The organism is Chryseobacterium sp., from assembly GCF_022869225.1.
Taxonomy (GTDB): domain Bacteria; phylum Bacteroidota; class Bacteroidia; order Flavobacteriales; family Weeksellaceae; genus Chryseobacterium.
Window position 1 is genome coordinate 2,507,849 of the sequence record NZ_JALIHL010000001.1, and the last position, 16,467, is coordinate 2,524,315.

Annotated in this window: 14 protein-coding genes; 4 read left to right on the plus strand and 10 right to left on the minus strand. The window is 37.8% G+C overall.

Annotated elements, in window-relative coordinates; genetic code table 11:
• The first annotated feature begins 399 nt into the window (after positions 1-399).
• Positions 400-3,147 carry a TonB-dependent receptor gene (locus MUW56_RS11725; RefSeq protein ID WP_292013370.1) on the plus strand — a complete coding sequence of 916 codons (2,748 nt, stop codon included), beginning with the start codon at positions 400-402 and terminating at the stop codon, positions 3,145-3,147.
• Between the two features lie 10 nt (positions 3,148-3,157).
• Positions 3,158-5,314 (plus strand): DUF5689 domain-containing protein, encoded by a 2,157-nt coding sequence (locus MUW56_RS11730; RefSeq protein ID WP_292013371.1) that lies wholly within the window; start codon positions 3,158-3,160, stop codon positions 5,312-5,314.
• A gap of 77 nt (positions 5,315-5,391) precedes the next feature.
• Here the strand turns inward: MUW56_RS11730 and MUW56_RS11735 are convergent, their stop codons facing one another.
• From MUW56_RS11735 to MUW56_RS11760, 6 genes are all read right to left on the minus strand, one after another.
• A complete protein-coding gene (locus tag MUW56_RS11735) occupies positions 5,392-5,961 on the minus strand; it encodes an inclusion body family protein (RefSeq protein WP_292013372.1) in 570 nt (189 codons plus the stop codon).
• Positions 5,962-6,230: 269 nt separating this feature from the next.
• Positions 6,231-6,701 carry a DUF6702 family protein gene (locus tag MUW56_RS11740; RefSeq protein WP_292013373.1) on the minus strand — a complete coding sequence of 157 codons (471 nt, stop codon included), beginning with the start codon at positions 6,699-6,701 and terminating at the stop codon, positions 6,231-6,233.
• Between the two features lie 58 nt (positions 6,702-6,759).
• On the minus strand, positions 6,760-7,506 hold the full coding sequence (locus MUW56_RS11745) for a TIGR00730 family Rossman fold protein (protein WP_292015408.1): 747 nt from the start codon (positions 7,504-7,506) through the stop codon (positions 6,760-6,762).
• 16 nt (positions 7,507-7,522) lie between these two features.
• On the minus strand, positions 7,523-8,236 hold the full coding sequence (locus tag MUW56_RS11750; protein ID WP_292013374.1) for a nucleotidyltransferase family protein: 714 nt from the start codon (positions 8,234-8,236) through the stop codon (positions 7,523-7,525).
• A 55-nt stretch (positions 8,237-8,291) separates the two neighbouring features.
• Positions 8,292-8,708 (minus strand): RNase adapter RapZ, encoded by a 417-nt coding sequence (locus MUW56_RS11755; protein WP_292013375.1) that lies wholly within the window; start codon positions 8,706-8,708, stop codon positions 8,292-8,294.
• A 135-nt stretch (positions 8,709-8,843) separates the two neighbouring features.
• Positions 8,844-9,869, minus strand: coding sequence for an aminoglycoside phosphotransferase family protein (locus MUW56_RS11760; RefSeq protein ID WP_292013376.1), 1,026 nt, complete (start codon positions 9,867-9,869; stop codon positions 8,844-8,846).
• A gap of 195 nt (positions 9,870-10,064) precedes the next feature.
• Between MUW56_RS11760 and xrtF the strand changes: the two genes are divergently transcribed.
• Together xrtF and MUW56_RS11770 are read left to right on the plus strand one after the other, a co-directional pair.
• The gene (gene xrtF / locus MUW56_RS11765) at positions 10,065-10,595 is read left to right on the plus strand and encodes an exosortase family protein XrtF (protein ID WP_292013377.1); all 531 of its coding nucleotides are present in this window, start codon (positions 10,065-10,067) and stop codon (positions 10,593-10,595) included.
• Complete coding sequence (locus MUW56_RS11770; RefSeq protein ID WP_292013378.1) at positions 10,582-11,031, plus strand: exosortase F system-associated protein; 450 nt, start codon at positions 10,582-10,584, stop codon at positions 11,029-11,031. Before xrtF ends, MUW56_RS11770 begins: the two co-directional genes overlap by 14 nt.
• A 32-nt stretch (positions 11,032-11,063) precedes the next feature.
• On the opposite strand, the gene MUW56_RS11775 is transcribed toward MUW56_RS11770, so the two are convergent.
• The 4 genes from MUW56_RS11775 to MUW56_RS11790 all read right to left on the minus strand — a co-directional run bounded on the left by MUW56_RS11775 (position 11,064) and on the right by MUW56_RS11790 (position 16,304).
• Entirely contained in the window at positions 11,064-12,062 is a 999-nt protein-coding gene (locus MUW56_RS11775) for a cation diffusion facilitator family transporter (protein WP_292013379.1), read from the minus strand.
• Between the two features lie 54 nt (positions 12,063-12,116).
• Positions 12,117-13,109: an aspartate-semialdehyde dehydrogenase gene (locus MUW56_RS11780; RefSeq protein ID WP_292013380.1), complete on the minus strand. Its 993-nt coding sequence runs from the start codon at positions 13,107-13,109 to the stop codon at positions 12,117-12,119.
• A gap of 73 nt (positions 13,110-13,182) precedes the next feature.
• A complete protein-coding gene (locus tag MUW56_RS11785) occupies positions 13,183-13,614 on the minus strand; it encodes a hypothetical protein (protein ID WP_292013381.1) in 432 nt (143 codons plus the stop codon).
• Positions 13,615-13,700: 86 nt separating this feature from the next.
• Complete coding sequence (locus MUW56_RS11790; RefSeq protein WP_292013382.1) at positions 13,701-16,304, minus strand: TonB-dependent receptor; 2,604 nt, start codon at positions 16,302-16,304, stop codon at positions 13,701-13,703.
• Positions 16,305-16,467 lie beyond the last annotated feature (163 nt).

A 16,467-nucleotide genomic window follows, 5' to 3' on the forward strand; every position in this document is an offset into this window, starting at 1 on the left:
AAAATAACTTGAGTTTAGTGTAAGAAAAGGTTAAGGAGGAGATGACCACTTACCATAATCATTCAGAATCCTAGTGTTTTTATACTCATTTAAGTCTTATTCGCTAAGGAACAGAGTGGATATAATGTTGCTTTTTATGATGATTCTTTCTTTCTTCTATAATCCGGTTTCTTTTTCTTAATCGTAGTGTAGTCATCATCATTTATATTGTAAACGGAGTGTTTAAAAAATGATACAATTGTTTTTTTGCAATTGATGATAATTGTCGTATATTTTTAGGATAATAGGGGCAGGTTAAGAAAAATTAATAGAATAAATAACTAAAAATGTTTGAGTTAATGAAAATAGTTCTAAATTTGTGGCCCCTTAAATAAAGAAGGAGTTAAAAATAAGTTTATTATGATTAAAAAACTATCCCTAATCTCTTTGTTTACGTTAATGCCTGCATCATTTTACTTTGCGCAAACGACTGTGTATGCGTACGTTAAAGATCAGGAAGGTAAGCCTCTAGAGAAAGCAGAAGTAGATCTAGCACAATCCAGCGATGATGTTACCGCGGATAAAATTGGGTACTTCCAGTTTGTGGATTTAAAACCTGGACACTATCTTATTACAGTGGCGAAACCAAACTTTGAGTCTAAGATCTTAGAGTTTGATGTGACTGAAGGTGAGAAGAGAAAAGACTTGGGTGTTGTTACACTTAATTACACTTTGGGGTCAGATGCAGGAGTAATCGTTGTAGATGACTCTGCCAGTGACACTGAAGACGGGGGCTCCTCTATGCAGCCTACTGTAGGACTTTTAAGCTCAGGAAGAGATGCTTTCCAGAATGTTTCTGCATTTGAATTAGGGGCCTATTGGTTCAGACCAAGAGGGGTAGACAACAGATTTGAGGATGTCCTTTTTAACGGGGTGTCAATGTCTAAAAATGATGACGGAAGAATAGACTTCAACAACTGGGGCGGTTTAAATGATGTGACAAGATATCCTTATGAGAATGTAGACAATATTACGCCTTCAGAATATACTTTTGGTAATTTGGGTGGGGTAGTGTATTATAATACGAGAGCTTCCAGCTATAGAAAGCAGACTTCATTGGCTTATTCATTTACCAACAGAAGTTATTTGCACAGGGCAATGGCCACTTATTCTTCAGGCCTTTCCAAAAAAGGATGGGCTTTCACTTTCTCGGGAAGCAGAAGATGGGGAGACAGAGCCATCATCGATGGGGTTTATCAGGATGCTTATGCATATTTTGCCTCTATTGAAAAGAAATTCAGTGACAGGCACTCTATCAACTTAACAGCTTTTGGATCTCCTACTTACAGAGCTTCCAATGCGCCAAATACTCAGGAGGTGTATGACCTGATGGGTAAAAATTATAACTCATACTGGGGATGGCAGGATGGAGAGAAGAGAAACTCCAGGATCAGGAATGTTTTTGAGCCGATGTTCATCCTTACGGATTATTTAAAAATCGGTAAAAATTCCAACTGGACGAATACTGTTTCTTATCAGTTTGGTAGCGATGCAAGAAGCAGATTAGACTGGTTCCATGCTTCAGATCCCAACCCTACATATTACAGAAAATTACCAAGCTACGGACTTCTTACAGCAGATGAATTCAGACAGCAGTCACAAATCGATTGGAACTACCTGTACAATTCCAACCGCCTTAATCTTACCCAGATGGATGGTAAAACATTAAGAGAAGCGGTTTACACAATTGTAGAAGACGTTAATAAAGATAAAACTTTCAATTTCTCCTCCCACTTTGATACAAGACTGAAAGACAACTGGAAGTTAAATATCAACTTTAACTATCAGAACTTAAAATCTGATAACTTCAGAAGAATTAAAGATTTATTAGGGGCTAACTTTGCAAAAAACCTTAATGCTTTTAACGGTGATGCAAAATATGACGCTGATAACGCCGATATAACGGTAAGAGAAGGAGACAGAACCCAATATTCTTACGAATTGACCAGAAATCATTATGCGTTGAATATTTCATCAGAAATTGACTTTAATAAGTGGAATGTAGTGGCTTCTATCTTCTCTTCTTATTCTGAGGCGTACAGAGAAGGAAAATTCAGAAGCGGTCTTGCCAGATTCAGAGATAACTCAAAAGGAAAAAGTGCCGTATATGACGCGTTAGATGCAGGAATTAAAGGTAAAATTACCTACAAGATCAACGGAAAGAACTTTATCGTGTATAACGGTGCCTTCTTCAGCTTGGCTCCTACATTGAACGAAATCTATATCAACCCAAGAATGGTGGATTATGTAACGCCGGGAGTTACTAACCAGATGATCAACTCTAATGATTTAAGTTATGTCTTAAGAGGGCAGATCTTAAAATTAAGATTGTCCGCATATTATACTACCATTCATAATGCTACTGAAATTTCAAGATACTATGCTGATGTTAATGACGGTACATTAGGGAACTCTTTCAGTACGCTGGTGAATGAAGCGATGAGCGGGGTGAATAAAAGATATATGGGACTTGAATTAGGCTTTGATATTAAAGTAACGCCTACGCTAAGTGCAGTAGGAGTAGCGAGTGTCGGAGAATATAAGTATACCAACAACCCTGAAGTTTCTACTTTTGATGACCTTAACGGGTTCAGAGGAACTGATGTTTGGGGTAAAGCAAATATTAAAGATTATAAAGTAGCCGGAACCCCTCAGAAGGCGTTCTCTTTCGGACTGAAATATAACTCTCCAAAATATTGGTGGGTGGGAGCATCTGCTAACTATTTAATGGATCAGTACCTTGATTTTTCAGCATTGAACAAGACGCCTTATATGTATACAGATCCTCAAACCAATGATCCTTTCCCTGGAGCAACCCCGGAATTAATAGAACTTATTACAAAGCAGAAGAAATTTGACAACCAATTTATGTTGAATGCCAATGCAGGTAAGTCTTTCCAGTTTGGAAAATACAGAATGGGGGTAAGTGTTTCTGTAAACAACATCCTGAATAACAGAAATTATGTAACCGGAGGATTTGAACAAGGACGTAACGTAAACTTTAGTGATGCTCTTGCGGATGCTCAGAGAGAAACTCCTTATTTCGGACCAAAACTTTGGTATGACAGAGGAATTACTTTCTTTACTAACGTTTATTTAAGATTCTAAAACAACGACTATGAAAAAATATAATTCAATTTTAAAATATATGTTTGTCGCAGCCGCTTCTCTGTTTGTAACGACAGGATGTGTGCATGACGATAAATACGATCAGCCTAACCTTGACGGGTATGACTGTGCCGATAAAAACGGAATTGTAATGCCGTTTGCTGATGTAAAAGCAAAATTTCAAAATGCAACCTATGTTTTTCCTGAAGATAAAACGCCTAACGATGAGTCTGATGACCTGTATATGGTAGGATATGTTTCTTCTACAGATGAAACCGGAAATATTTATAAAACAATCTACATTCAGGATGCCCTTCAAAATCCTACCCACGGATTTACGGTGAGTGTAGATGCGGTAAGTACCTATACTAGATATCCTCAGGGATCAAAAGTATATATTAAACTTAACGGTCTTGCTGTAGGGGCCTATGGAAGTCTTGTACAGCTGGGAATGAAAACCGGAGCGGAAACTTCTGCAACGGCAGTATCAAGAATCCCTGAAAAAATGGTAGCACAGCATATCTTCAGATCTTGTACGACAAGAGGAAATATTGTTCCTAAGATCATGAAACTGGCAGACATGGTTCCTGCTAATGATCAGTATTTCGGATGTCTGATCCAGGTTGATGATGTGGAATTTGATGCCCGGGCTTTATGTACTACTTATGCACCGAATGGAGTAACAGTAGATAAAACTATTGGAGAAGGATGGACAGGTACAAAATATGCGAAAACTGCAGTGGTAAGAAACAGCGGATTTGCTTCATTTGCCAACCAGCTTCTTCCTTCAGGGAATGGTAAATTCGTAGGGATTTACAGTAAATTCCAGTCGGGAAATACAACAACTTATCAGCTATACGTAAACAAGGCTGAGGACCTTGATATGAAAAAATTCCCTCGTTTGGACGGGCTTACAGAAGGACCTTGTGATTTCAATCCAAGCTCACTAACCGCTAAAACAGTTGCTGATATTAAACAATTGGCAGCAGGAACCACAAACTGGGTACAGATTACAGGTGACTATTACCTTAAAGCTCAGGTGGTAGCCAATGATGAGACCGGAAACCTTTACAAATATGTATATGTAGAAGATGCTACAGGTGGGATCAGAGTCAATATGAACAAAACAAACCTGTATCTTGACAGCCGTTTCAGACTAGGGAAAGATGTTAATATCAAGCTTAAAAATGTGTATGTAAGAAACGTTAACGGAGAGGTTCAGATAGGTGCTTTATTCAATAATAATACGCAATTCGGACAGATAGAAGAAGTAGAGATGTACAAATATTTCTTTGATACCAATACGGCTTCGAGACCAGTAGTGCCTACAGAAAAAACAATTTCTCAATTAACCGCTGCTGATGTTGGAAGATGGATCAAGATCAAAGACGTTCAGTTTGTTGACGGAGATCTGGGAAGAACATTAACAGATGGCAATGCTGTGACAAGCAGAACACTTCAGGATTGTACGGGAAACACCGTAGTCCTGAGAACAAGTGGGCAGGCTAGCTTTGGTACGGTCAAACCGGGAGCTTACGAAGTAAAAGGAGGGAAAGGAGATGTATATGCTATTTTAAGTGTTTTCAACGGTACTTACCAGTTGTGGATCACTAAACTGGCCAACATTGACTTTGATGCACCAAGATGTGACGGAAGTGTTTATACCCCTATTCCGGTGGTTTACAGCGATGATTTTGCAGCAGGAGGATTTAGCGCAGACTGGACTGTAAAGAATGTGGCAGGTCCGCAGGTTTGGCAGACGTCCAACCAAGGTAACGGAACGAATTATTATGCGATGATGAATGGTAATGCAGGAGGGGCAGGAAATAATATTGTGAATGAAGACTGGCTGATCTCTAAAGCAGTAAGCCTGGTTGGAAAAGCTAAGGCAGCAGTAAGCTTCACCACAGATGTAAGGTATTCAGGAAATGCATTACAGGTATATGCTACGGATAACTATACCGGGGATCCTGCAACTACAACGTGGACATTATTGCCGGCTACTTTAGATACCAATTCTAATGCATTTGGAGACTGGGTAGGTTCAGGAAATATAAACTTAAGCGCTTTTTTGGGTAAAAACGTAAGAATCGCATTTAAATATACGTCTACGACAGCTGCAGCGGCAACATGGGAAGTAGATGATTTCAAAATTAAAGCACAATAATAATTGCTTATCATACGTAAAGCCGGCTCGCAAGAGCCGGCTTTTTTATTGATCATGATATTGATTAAATTTTTCATTTAGTGAACCGTAATCGTCGGATCCCAATAACAGTAACTGTAAAGGGTTTGTTTGTTACCTGTATCTAAGGTATATAAGGCAAAGTAAATATAATAGCTGCCTGTTCCGGTAACCCCTACCGTTGCGTCCAGACTTGAAAAAGTAAGGTCTGCTGCCAGAGCCGGGAGTCCATTCGGCTGTTTATGATCAGGTACTGCTGCCTGCTTTCTTTCTACAGACACGTAATCAATAGGATTGTCATGGAATACATCAGTTCCGGAGTAATTTTTAACACCGTAGATGATAATGGCATCATCTGAATTCTGATAAATTGAAGTCCCTCTGAAGCGTACGGTATCCCCATTTTTGGCTTTGAAATTTAAATCTGCCGATGCCTGACCGGTCACCACATTTGTACTTGAAACGATCATGTACTGGCTGTTATGGTCAATACCTACAGGCTTAGTCATATCCGTACTTGGTTTTTTATTAGGCGTATTAGCCATATAATTTATTACATAATCTGTGTCAATGACTACCATAACATCGATATCCTGATTTGATACATTGAATTGTGTGTTGCTGTCCATGTGATTTGTTTTTTAATGGTTATTTTTCTTACTCATTTGGCTTTTCAGATGACGCCCCGTTTTTATCTGATTTCGGCTTCAGCTTTGTAATTACATGGCAAATTTAGAACATTAAAAGGGCGTACGTTAGCGTATAAGTGCGGATTTTATGCTCCGTGTTTTTACGTATTAATCCCATATTGGTGATTTTATTATATTTTTAGCATAAAAAATACCCTGAAAGCTAACTTCCAGGGTACCCATTTTATAATGGTTAAATCTAATTCTGTTTAAAACGAAACCTCATTCACTTCTTTTCCTCTCTGGAAATTCATTGTTTTCTGGCTGCCTTTGTAGGCAATGTTGACCAGATTGATCTGCTTAGGAAAAGTGCTTAAAAGGATCGTGTTTTTAATCTTTAAGGTGTTGATATCTGAAACGCCTCCGGTTTCAAAATACACCCATACAGTTTCTCCACTTACCTGGCTTCCGGTGAAAGTAATTGTTTTAGGAGCACCATTCACAAATACATCAAAATTATTATTCACATATTTTTTTACTTCTGCTTCAAATCCTGCAGTATTGGGATTTATTTTAATAGCATCAGAGATATGGCTTGTATTCATTTTTGTGGTAAACTTCAATGTTTTGCTTCCATCAATATAATCCACTTTGGTCATTGAAGAGAAAAAGTCTACATACATAAAACTCATTAACACAAAATATGTTAAAATTCCTGATATATATAAAATTTTTTTCATCTTAATTAATAGATTTACAATCATACTTGCTAGTTATAAGTGACAAATAATATGCCAATTAAAAATTCACATTCACGGAATACTTATCATAAAATGCTTTAATATGTGCTACGGCTTCATCTGCACTGTCTACCACTCTGTAAAGATCAAGATCATCTTCGGCAATCATACCCTCTTTTAGTAAAGTGCTCTTAAACCAATCCAGCAAGCCTCCCCAGAATTCACTTCCTACCAAAACAATCGGAAACTTCCCAATTTTATTAGTCTGAATCAGGGTTACCGCTTCTGTAAGCTCATCCAGGGTCCCAAAGCCGCCTGGCATTACCACGAAACCTTGAGAATATTTTACAAACATTACTTTTCTCACAAAAAAGTAATCAAAATTCATAGAATAGGACTTATTGATATAGGGATTGAAGTGCTGTTCAAACGGAAGGTCAATATTAAGTCCGATAGATTTCCCTTCTGCATTGAAAGCTCCTTTATTTCCTGCTTCCATGATTCCCGGGCCGCCTCCGGTAATAATTCCAAAGCCTAATTTGGTGATCTTTTCAGCAATTTCAACGGCCATTGCATAGTAGTGGCTTTCCGGTTTCAGTCTTGCAGAACCGAATATGGATACGCACGGACCAATTTTAGCCAGTTTTTCGTAACCGTCCACAAATTCAGCCATGACTTTAAATACCATCCAGCTGTCTTTGGTAATTGTTTCATCCCATGTTTTCTGTCTGAAACTGTTATGTAATTTTGTTTCGTTAATGTCAAGCGCTGGATTTACTAAACTTTCATCTCTGGTTCCATCCATTTCCATTTGCAAAAAATTATTTAAAATGTTTTTCGGCTTCTATTACAGATTCTGGTCTTCCCACATCGATAAGAATACTGTCATGTACAAAGCCGTGGATATGTTCGGTCTGCATCAGGTCCAGATATTCTTCCATAACAGAAAATTTGCCTGTTCTTTTTATTTTTTCAAAGATGAGAGGATTGATGCAGTGAATGCCGCTGAAAGCAAGAGCTTTAAATCCTTTATTGAATTCGGCAAGTCTTTGCTCTCCCGTCTGGACATTCAGCCAGCCTCTTAAAACCATTTCATCATTGAAAAGAAGTTTTCTCGAACTTTCACGGTCCGAAACCGCTAAAGTAGCAAAATCTTTTATCTTTTTATGATATTCTACCAAAGCATTGATATTGATGTCAGTTAAAATATCAGCATTCATGATTAAAAAATCTTCTCCGTGATCAAGGAACTTTCTGGCAAAAATCAGGCCGCCTCCGGTTTCCAGCAGCTCATTGGTTTCATCAGAAATCTCAATATTACAGCCGAAGTTATTATTTTTATTTAAAAAACTAACAATCTGATCTGCAAAATGATGGACATTGATCACAAAATCTTTTATACCAAAACTTTTCAGATAATTGATATTTCTTTCCAAAAGCGGAACATCATTTACTTTGGCCAAAGCCTTTGGATGATGGTCTGTAAAAGGTTTAAGCCTTGTGCCTTTCCCTGCAGCGAAAATAAGAGCCTTCATAATATGGTAGGTAATGCGGATTAATAGTAAAATGGAGTAACAGAGGTAGAATTACCTATTGCTCATCACGGTTCAGTTGGGGCTGTTCATCATGGTGAATGCTGATTTCAGTACCTTCCGGATATTTTTCTTTGATGAATTCTGCAATTTTTATCGCGGAATAGACAGATCTGTGCTGCCCGCCTGTACATCCGAAATTGATTTGAAGGTTCTCAAATCCCCTTGCAAGGTAGTTGTCGATATTGATTGAAATAATAGATTTTACCAGCTCCAGAAATTTAGGCATCTCAGTTTGAGTCTCAAGATATTCCCGGACTCCGATATCATTTCCGGTCTGTGCTTTATATTCTGCAATTCTTCCGGGATTTAAAATTCCTCTGCAGTCAAAAGCAAAACCTCCTCCGTTTCCGGAGTGGTCTTTTGGAATTCCTCCTTTCTTATATGAAAAACTGTGTATGTCGATGTGTAGCATGTGTTTTTGTTATGTCTTTTTTATTTATTAAACCTCTCAGGGTTATTTAGTTTACAAAGCCTGCAATCTCCTGTGATAGTTGTGTTCCTCTTTCCTGGTCATCATCTTACTATTCTTAAGGACTTAAAAAGTGCCTTAATGGTCCAAATTTACTATTTCTTCAATTTTTAACTTCGATTCTTCTGAAGATAATTGTTTGATTACCTTTTTGAGCTCAGGATAATCTTCCATGCGTGCCCAGGTATCCGCCAGCTGTGAGATATTCCGGATTCCTTTTTCCAGGCTTGTGATAAAATGTTGTTTCCTCTGGATCAGTCCTCTGAATCCATAAGCTCCCAAAACCTGTAAAAATCTCATCATCTGAAGGGGTTTTACCGAGTTTTGTAGTTGCCTCCTTATTTCCGGATCTTCAAACTGCTGGATATAAAATTCTAACATTTCATTTTTGAAATCTTCCGGGAAATCAGCTTTAGCCTGGAAAAGAAAAGAGATGACATCATACATAAAAGGGCCTTTCATCGCCGACTGATAGTCAATAAATGAAACTTCGTCATTTTCACTGACCATAATATTTCTGGCCTGGAAATCACGGATCATGATTCCCTTAGGTTCCAGACTTTCGACCAGCGCTGATATCCGTTTAAATTCCTTAAGAAGGGTAGACTTATTGTATTTGAGCTCCAGGACATCTGCCACAAAGTTTTTAAAATAATACAGGTCATGGGTAACAGGAAGCTCATCATAACTTTCATATTCAAAAGTTTTTGTAAAATCAATTTTCCCCTGGGTCTGAATTTGTAACCGGAACAGCTTTTCCAATGTCTTTTTTAACAGCTGTCTTACCTGGGAAGACAACTGTTCTTTGGAAATCACTTCAGAAAGAGTATGTTCTCCTAAAAACTCCTGTACATACATTTTCCTGTCTTCTGAAACAGCCAAAATGTGAGGCGTATTAAGATTTAAATCAGAGAAAATAGTTGAGTAATACAGAAAACTATCATTCTCCTGAACATTTTCATTGTAAGTGATAATGTATTTTTCACTGCCGGCTGTTGCCAGAAAATTGACCCTCGCTGAGCCGCTTTGAGCTAATGTGACGAATTCAGTAGATTTTTTACCACAATGGTTTTCAAAAAATCGTTTTGCGTTTTCAGAAGTCATAATATGGAAACAAATATACTAATTTAACATGAGTTGGAAATAGGATAACGGAGAATGCCTTTTTTTACAAACCTGAAAGCAGGAAAAGTAATTTTTCTCAGAATCAATCGTGCAAAATCTGTTGTACGAGCCGAAATTTAATTTTTTTACCGCGAATTCAGGTTATTACAGGCTAATTTTTATCTTTGTAGTATTATGCTAAAAGACTTTAAGCCGGTTTTAATTATTTTGCTGCGATTCATCATTGTTTATGTGGTGTTGCTGTTTGCATACCAGTTTTATCTGAACAGCAGTAAAGATTCAGGGTTGGATTCTTTTTCCAGAATAATAGCAGGGCAGGTGAGTGATCTGCAAAATGCTGTAGGTTATAAGACCGCGCTTTATGATGATGTAAAGAACGAGCAGGTTTGGTTCTATGTAAAGGAGAAGTATGTAACGAGAATGGTGGAGGGCTGCAATGCTATTTCAGTGATGATTTTATTTGTCTCCTTTGTTCTTGCCTTTTACAAGGGGGCAAAAACTTTCCTTTTTGCCGGGGCGGGGCTTGTTTTACTTTATATTATGAATCTGCTGAGAATTGCTGGACTGAATATTGTGATGTCAGATCACCAGGAATATGGTAAAATGTTTCACGACTTTATCTTTCCGGCGATTATCTATGGAAGTGTAGTTTTTCTTTGGCTGGTGTGGATTAAATTCTTTGCTTTACAAAATGAAAATGTTTAATTGGTTTCTGGTTCTGACAGGCATTTGCGGCCTTATAGGAGTAAGGGTATTGGAGGATCAGATTTTCTACGACCCTTTTCTTGGTTATTTTCACGAAGCCATTAAAAATATTGAATTCCCTGAATTTGACTGGGGAAGACTGGTGGCAGGACATCTGTTTAGATTTATTTTAAACCTCATATTTTCCTGTCTTATCATTCAGGGATTATTTAAAAACAGGCAATGGACTTTACAGGGAGCTGTTTTAATTACAATCGTTTTTGCAATCACTTTTCCTGTCTATTTATACTGTATCCATGACAGGTTTGAAATCGGATATCTTTTTTCTTTTTATATGAGAAGATTTGTGATTCAGCCTTTGATTATCTTGTTGGTGGTGCCCATGTTTTATTACAGAAAGCAGATGATGGGTAAAGAAGCTGAGAAAGCCAATTAGCCTTTCCGCTTTCCCTGCTGTCTCCACCTTATTTATTCTGCAGTATGTTTATCCGCGCTGGTTATGTTTTCCGGTGTCCATTCCACCCGTTTGACAAAGTCTCTTTCACGGACAGGGCAGTCTTTGATTTGGCAGACCGGACATGAAACCGGTTTGCAATCGTCCATATGAAAATTAAATTCAATACTTCTTTTAATGTTTTTGGCCAAAAGGAGGATTACTTTTTCCATTTCGTTATGAGCCTCACGAAGGCTGTAATACCAGGGGAGAGTAATATGCGCATCAATATGAAGGGAGGATCCGAACTGCTGGATTTTCATATTGTGTACGTCAATCCATTCTGTTCTTCTGTTTTCTTCAAGAATGGTAATGATTTGATTCAGTAGTTCGGGATCCTGTTCGTCCATAATGCCACTTAAAGACTTACGAACGATTTTATACCCTACTACAATAATATAAAGTCCAAAAATTAAGGCTACCACAGAATCCAGCCAGTAGATTTTTGTAAAGTAAACAACCACTAAACTTCCAACCACTCCAAGCGTGGTAATGGTATCGGACTGCAGGTGTTTTCCGGAAGAAATTAATACGAGAGAATTTTCTCTTTCTCCTTTTTTGATTGAAATATATCCCAGCAGGTAATTGATTACCGCTGTAGCTGCGATGATCCATATACCCAAATCGATCTTGCTGAGCGTTTTACCTATGATAAGGCTGTGAATTCCTTCATAAATGATCATTATCCCTGCAATTGCAATCAGTGCCCCTTCAATTCCGGAAGTGACAAACTCTACTTTTCCATGTCCGTACGGGTGGTCCTCATCTTTAGGTTTTGCCGCAAGGTGAAGAGAGTAGAGGCCCATAAATGCACTGATGACGTTTACGATACTCTCCATAGCATCGGAAAAGACCGCATCAGAATTGGTAAGCTTCCAGGCAATGATCTTTCCTACGAAGAGAATAACTCCAAACGTGGCAATGATCTTTTGAAATCCTATTTTTTCCTTATGAGTATTTTTCTGGGTATTCATTAAGTTTGATAAAAAAAAGAATCTCAATTTGAGACTCTTTTTTATTTTGTTAGTTTATACTAAGTTGTTTGCTACAAGGTATTCTGCGATCTGTACTGCATTTGTTGCCGCTCCTTTCCTTAGATTATCTGCTACAATCCAGAGGTTAAGCGTTTTGGGCTGTGACAGATCCCGTCTTATCCTTCCGACGAAAACTTCGTCTTTTCCTTCGGAGTATAACGGCATCGGGTAATGGTTGTTCTTCACATCATCCATGACAATGACTCCCGGAGTTTCAGATAAGATCTTTCTTACTTCGTCCAATTCAAATTCGTTTTCAAATTCGATGTTTACACTTTCAGAGTGGCCTCCCTGAACAGGAACCCTTACCGCTGTCGCTGTTAGGTTGAAAGTATCGTCACCCAGAATTTTCTTAGGCTCTTTCATCAGTTTGATTTCTTCTTTTGTATAATCGTCATCTGCGAATACATCACAGTGCGGCAATGCATTTTTGAAGATCTGATAAGGATATACTTTTGCAATAGAATCATCTCCGCTGATTTCACCGTTTAGCTGGTCTACAGCAGCCTTACCTGTTCCTGTTACAGACTGGTAAGTAGAAACAATGACTCTCTTTAAATCATATTTCTTGTTCAATGGTCCAAGAACCATTACCAATTGAATGGTAGAACAATTCGGATTGGCAATAATTTTGTCTTTTTTCGTTAAAACATCTGCATTGATTTCAGGAACGACCAGTTTTTTATCAGGATCCATTCTCCAGGCTGAAGAATTGTCGATTACTGTTGTTCCTGCTTCTGCAAATAACGGAGCAAATTCAAGAGAAGTAGAACCTCCTGCAGAAAAGATTGCAATATCCGGTTTGGCAGCTATAGCGTCCTTCATGCTTACAATCGTAAATTCCTTCTGTTTATACTTCACCTTCTTACCTACAGATTTTTCGGAAGCTACCGGAATTAATTCTGTTACAGGGAAGTTCCTTTCTTCCAAAACTTTAAGCATAACTTGTCCAACCATTCCTGTTGAACCTACTACAGCTACTTTCATTGATTTAATTAAAATTTAAAGATTAAAATATTTATAAATTATAATACATTATGTATCATTTTATAATTCTATTTTATGCTCCAAAGACTTTTGTCCATGGAAATGCAAATGCAAATAAACCTACTGCGATCAATCCCATGATTACTACTCCTAAAGAAATCGTATCGTTGGATTTTACTTTTTTATTAACGATGGTCATCAAAACAGCTGCAATAAGCATAGAGAATGGATGTTCAACATATTGGAATCTCAAAGCCGCATTTTTCATTACTTCTCCCATGTTTAACCCTCTGCTAAAAGTAGTGATTAGCATAATGATCCCTAATAAAAACTGAACGTGGAAGAAAATCATTGTGAAGAGCGTCGTCTTCTTCAAAAATTTGTTCACTTTTCCGCTGTATCCGAACATCGTAGCCAAAAGTGCAATGATAAATAATGTAACCAAAAGAATTTCAAGGTACCCGAATCCTTTGTGGGCATTAAGTAAAATGTTGTAAAAATCCATAATCCTATTTTTTTGTAGACAAAGATAACAAAAATCCCGGCTCAAAGCCGGGATTCATATTGAGAAAATCTAATGTTGTTATATTATTAGAAATTGAATGATAATGTTGCAGCCCAAGTAGTTCCGAAACCGAAGTAAGCACGGTTACCGGTTGCAATACCATTATACATCATTCCTAACTGCTCGTAAGTCTGATTTTTAGAGTTAAGCGTTTTGTTATCAGCTAAATATCTTGGCTTGTCATCTGCAAATACACTTGTTGCAGAGTCAGAGATATAAACTTTGTCGAACAGGTTATAAACGTTAGCTCCGATCGTGAAATACTGAGCCTGGTCTTTTAATCTGATTTTGTAAGAGAATCCTACATCAAACAGGTTGAAATCAGGTAATTGTAATACTCCTCTTTCCTGAGCAGAAACATTGGTAAATGTTCCGGCATCTACCGTGGAATATAATTTTCCTACATATCTCCAGGTTCCGAAGATGTTAAGGTCTTTTACCGGTTTTACCGTCACTCCTAATGAAGCGGTCATCTGAGGAATACTGTTATTACTTGTTCCTCCTACTTTTACTTTGTCAAGGTATAAGGTATTCCCTGAAGCACCCGCTAAAGTAAGTGGGTTGTTGTTGTCGTCAAATGCTGCTACAGAAGCATTTCCTTTGTAGTAGTAATCTCCCCATGAGAACATCCCCTGGAATTCCAAGAATGTAGTTGGTTTGTAAACTCCGTCAAATTCAACACCCTGGTGGATTTCAGTGATACCGTTTATTTCTGCATAACCTGTAGTGGTTGTGTTGTCAGGTAAAGTAAACGTTTGGTTGGTTTTTCTTAGCCATCTGTCTTTCCACTGCGTTCTGTATAGGTTAACATTAGCACTGAATTTTGCAGATCTGAATCCATAACCGATTTCTGCAGAAGCAATCTTCTCGTTAGTTAACGTTGAGTTGATAAGCTGTTGGTTGTTTGGATACACTGTGTTAAGGAAAGGCTGCTTGCTGTAATAACCTATGTTGGCAAAAACGTTGTGTTGTTCGTTGATGTTATAGTTAGCACCCCCTTTGATGTTATACCCAAAAAGGTTTTTGAATCCTGTTTTTGTATTAACTGTTTGTCCTTTTAATGTACTTCCGTCTACCACGAAGTTATCAATTCTCTGATAAGCCTGGTTAGAAACGGAACCTTGTAAGAATGCAGATAGTTTATCCTTAGTATATTCTACCTGAGCAAATCCACTATACCAAAGAACTTCTCCGTCATTGCTGTATCCTACCTGGTCTTCAGCCGGAGCTAATTTTCCACCGAAAGGATTCCATGAAAGTTTTTTGTAGTCGTATAGATTAGTTACAATCCTTGGTGCTACGTTTTTGTTAGCATTATCCTTATATCCTGCCGCTCCGTACAGGTCAGTAAGAACCTGATAGTGGTATCCGTAGTAATATCTGTCATCTGTACCTACTGAGAAGTTCCAGTTGTCATTGATTTTATGTTGGAAGTTAGCTAAGATACCATACCAGTTGTGAGAGTTGATACTTGATCTACGAACGATAGTACTTCCTGCACCTGCTGTATTTAAGTTAACCGCTGCGTTAGCTGCAAAAAGGGCGTCATAGTTAATGTGTCCTGAGTTGTCAGTAAAGCTCGCGTCGTTGATGGATTTGCTTCCAAGTCTACCTAAATCACCGGTTCCACCACCTCTACCGTTTGACATATATAAAACTGTACTTAGCTTAGACTTTTCATTCATTGTCCAATCCCAGTTTAACATCATTACCGGCTTAGAGTAATAGTTGGATCTGTTAGCTAATGCTACTCTGTTACCAGCTGCATCGGTATAGTATCCGAAGTCAGAATTGTATTTTCTGTAAGGGCTCTTTCCGTCATATTCAGGATTATAGTTGATATAATTTTGAATCGTAGGAGCAAAAGTCCTTTGGTCGTGCCATTGAGGGGCAGAAGTTATTGTAAACTGTAAGTTATGTTTTGGGTTTATTTCATACCCTAATGCTAAGAAGTAAGCATAAGATTCATAATCTGTATTTTGAATATAAGTACCTCCGGCTTGTCTGCTCATTAAGAATGATGCTGAAACACCATCTGCAGATTTTCCTGTGTTGTAAGCAAACGATGTCTTTAAATAATCATTGTTACCAACTCCTAATCTTATTGCTCCTCCTTTTTTCATGTCAGCTGAACGGGTAAGGAAGTTTACTGTACCTCCTACAGATGCAATCGCTAACTTAGAAGAACCAAGACCTCTCTGAACCTGTAACGTACTTGTTACATCAGATAATCCAGTCCAGTTTGAGAAATAAACAGTACCACCTTCCATATCATTTACCGGCATACCGTTTACCATAACCGCGATGTTTCTTGATTCGAAACCTCTGATCGTAAGACCTCCATCACCAAAACCACCTCCGGATTTTGTAGCGTAAACAGATGGAGTAGTGTTCAAAATCTCAGGTAATTCCTGATTTCCTAATCTTTCTACAAGTTGTGCTGCTTTAATAGTAGATGCAGCAACAGGTGTCTTTCTATCTTTAGCGATATCCGTAACACCTCTTAGGATTACCTCGTCAATGTCTTTAGACTTAGTCTTCACTGTGTCCTGAACCTGCTGAGCGTAATAAACACTAGCTGTAGATAATGTGATAACTGCAGTTAGTATCGATTTGTTGATTAATTTCATAATCGTTAGTAATAATTAGATTTAATTTTCTGCAAAATTCGCAAAATAAAATTTAACCATTATTAACTAAATGTTAATTTTTAATCAATCTTAATAAGTAGTAAGGAATTGATTTTCAGTTTTGTATATAAAAATTGACATTTTGTATGAAAAAAGTCATGTT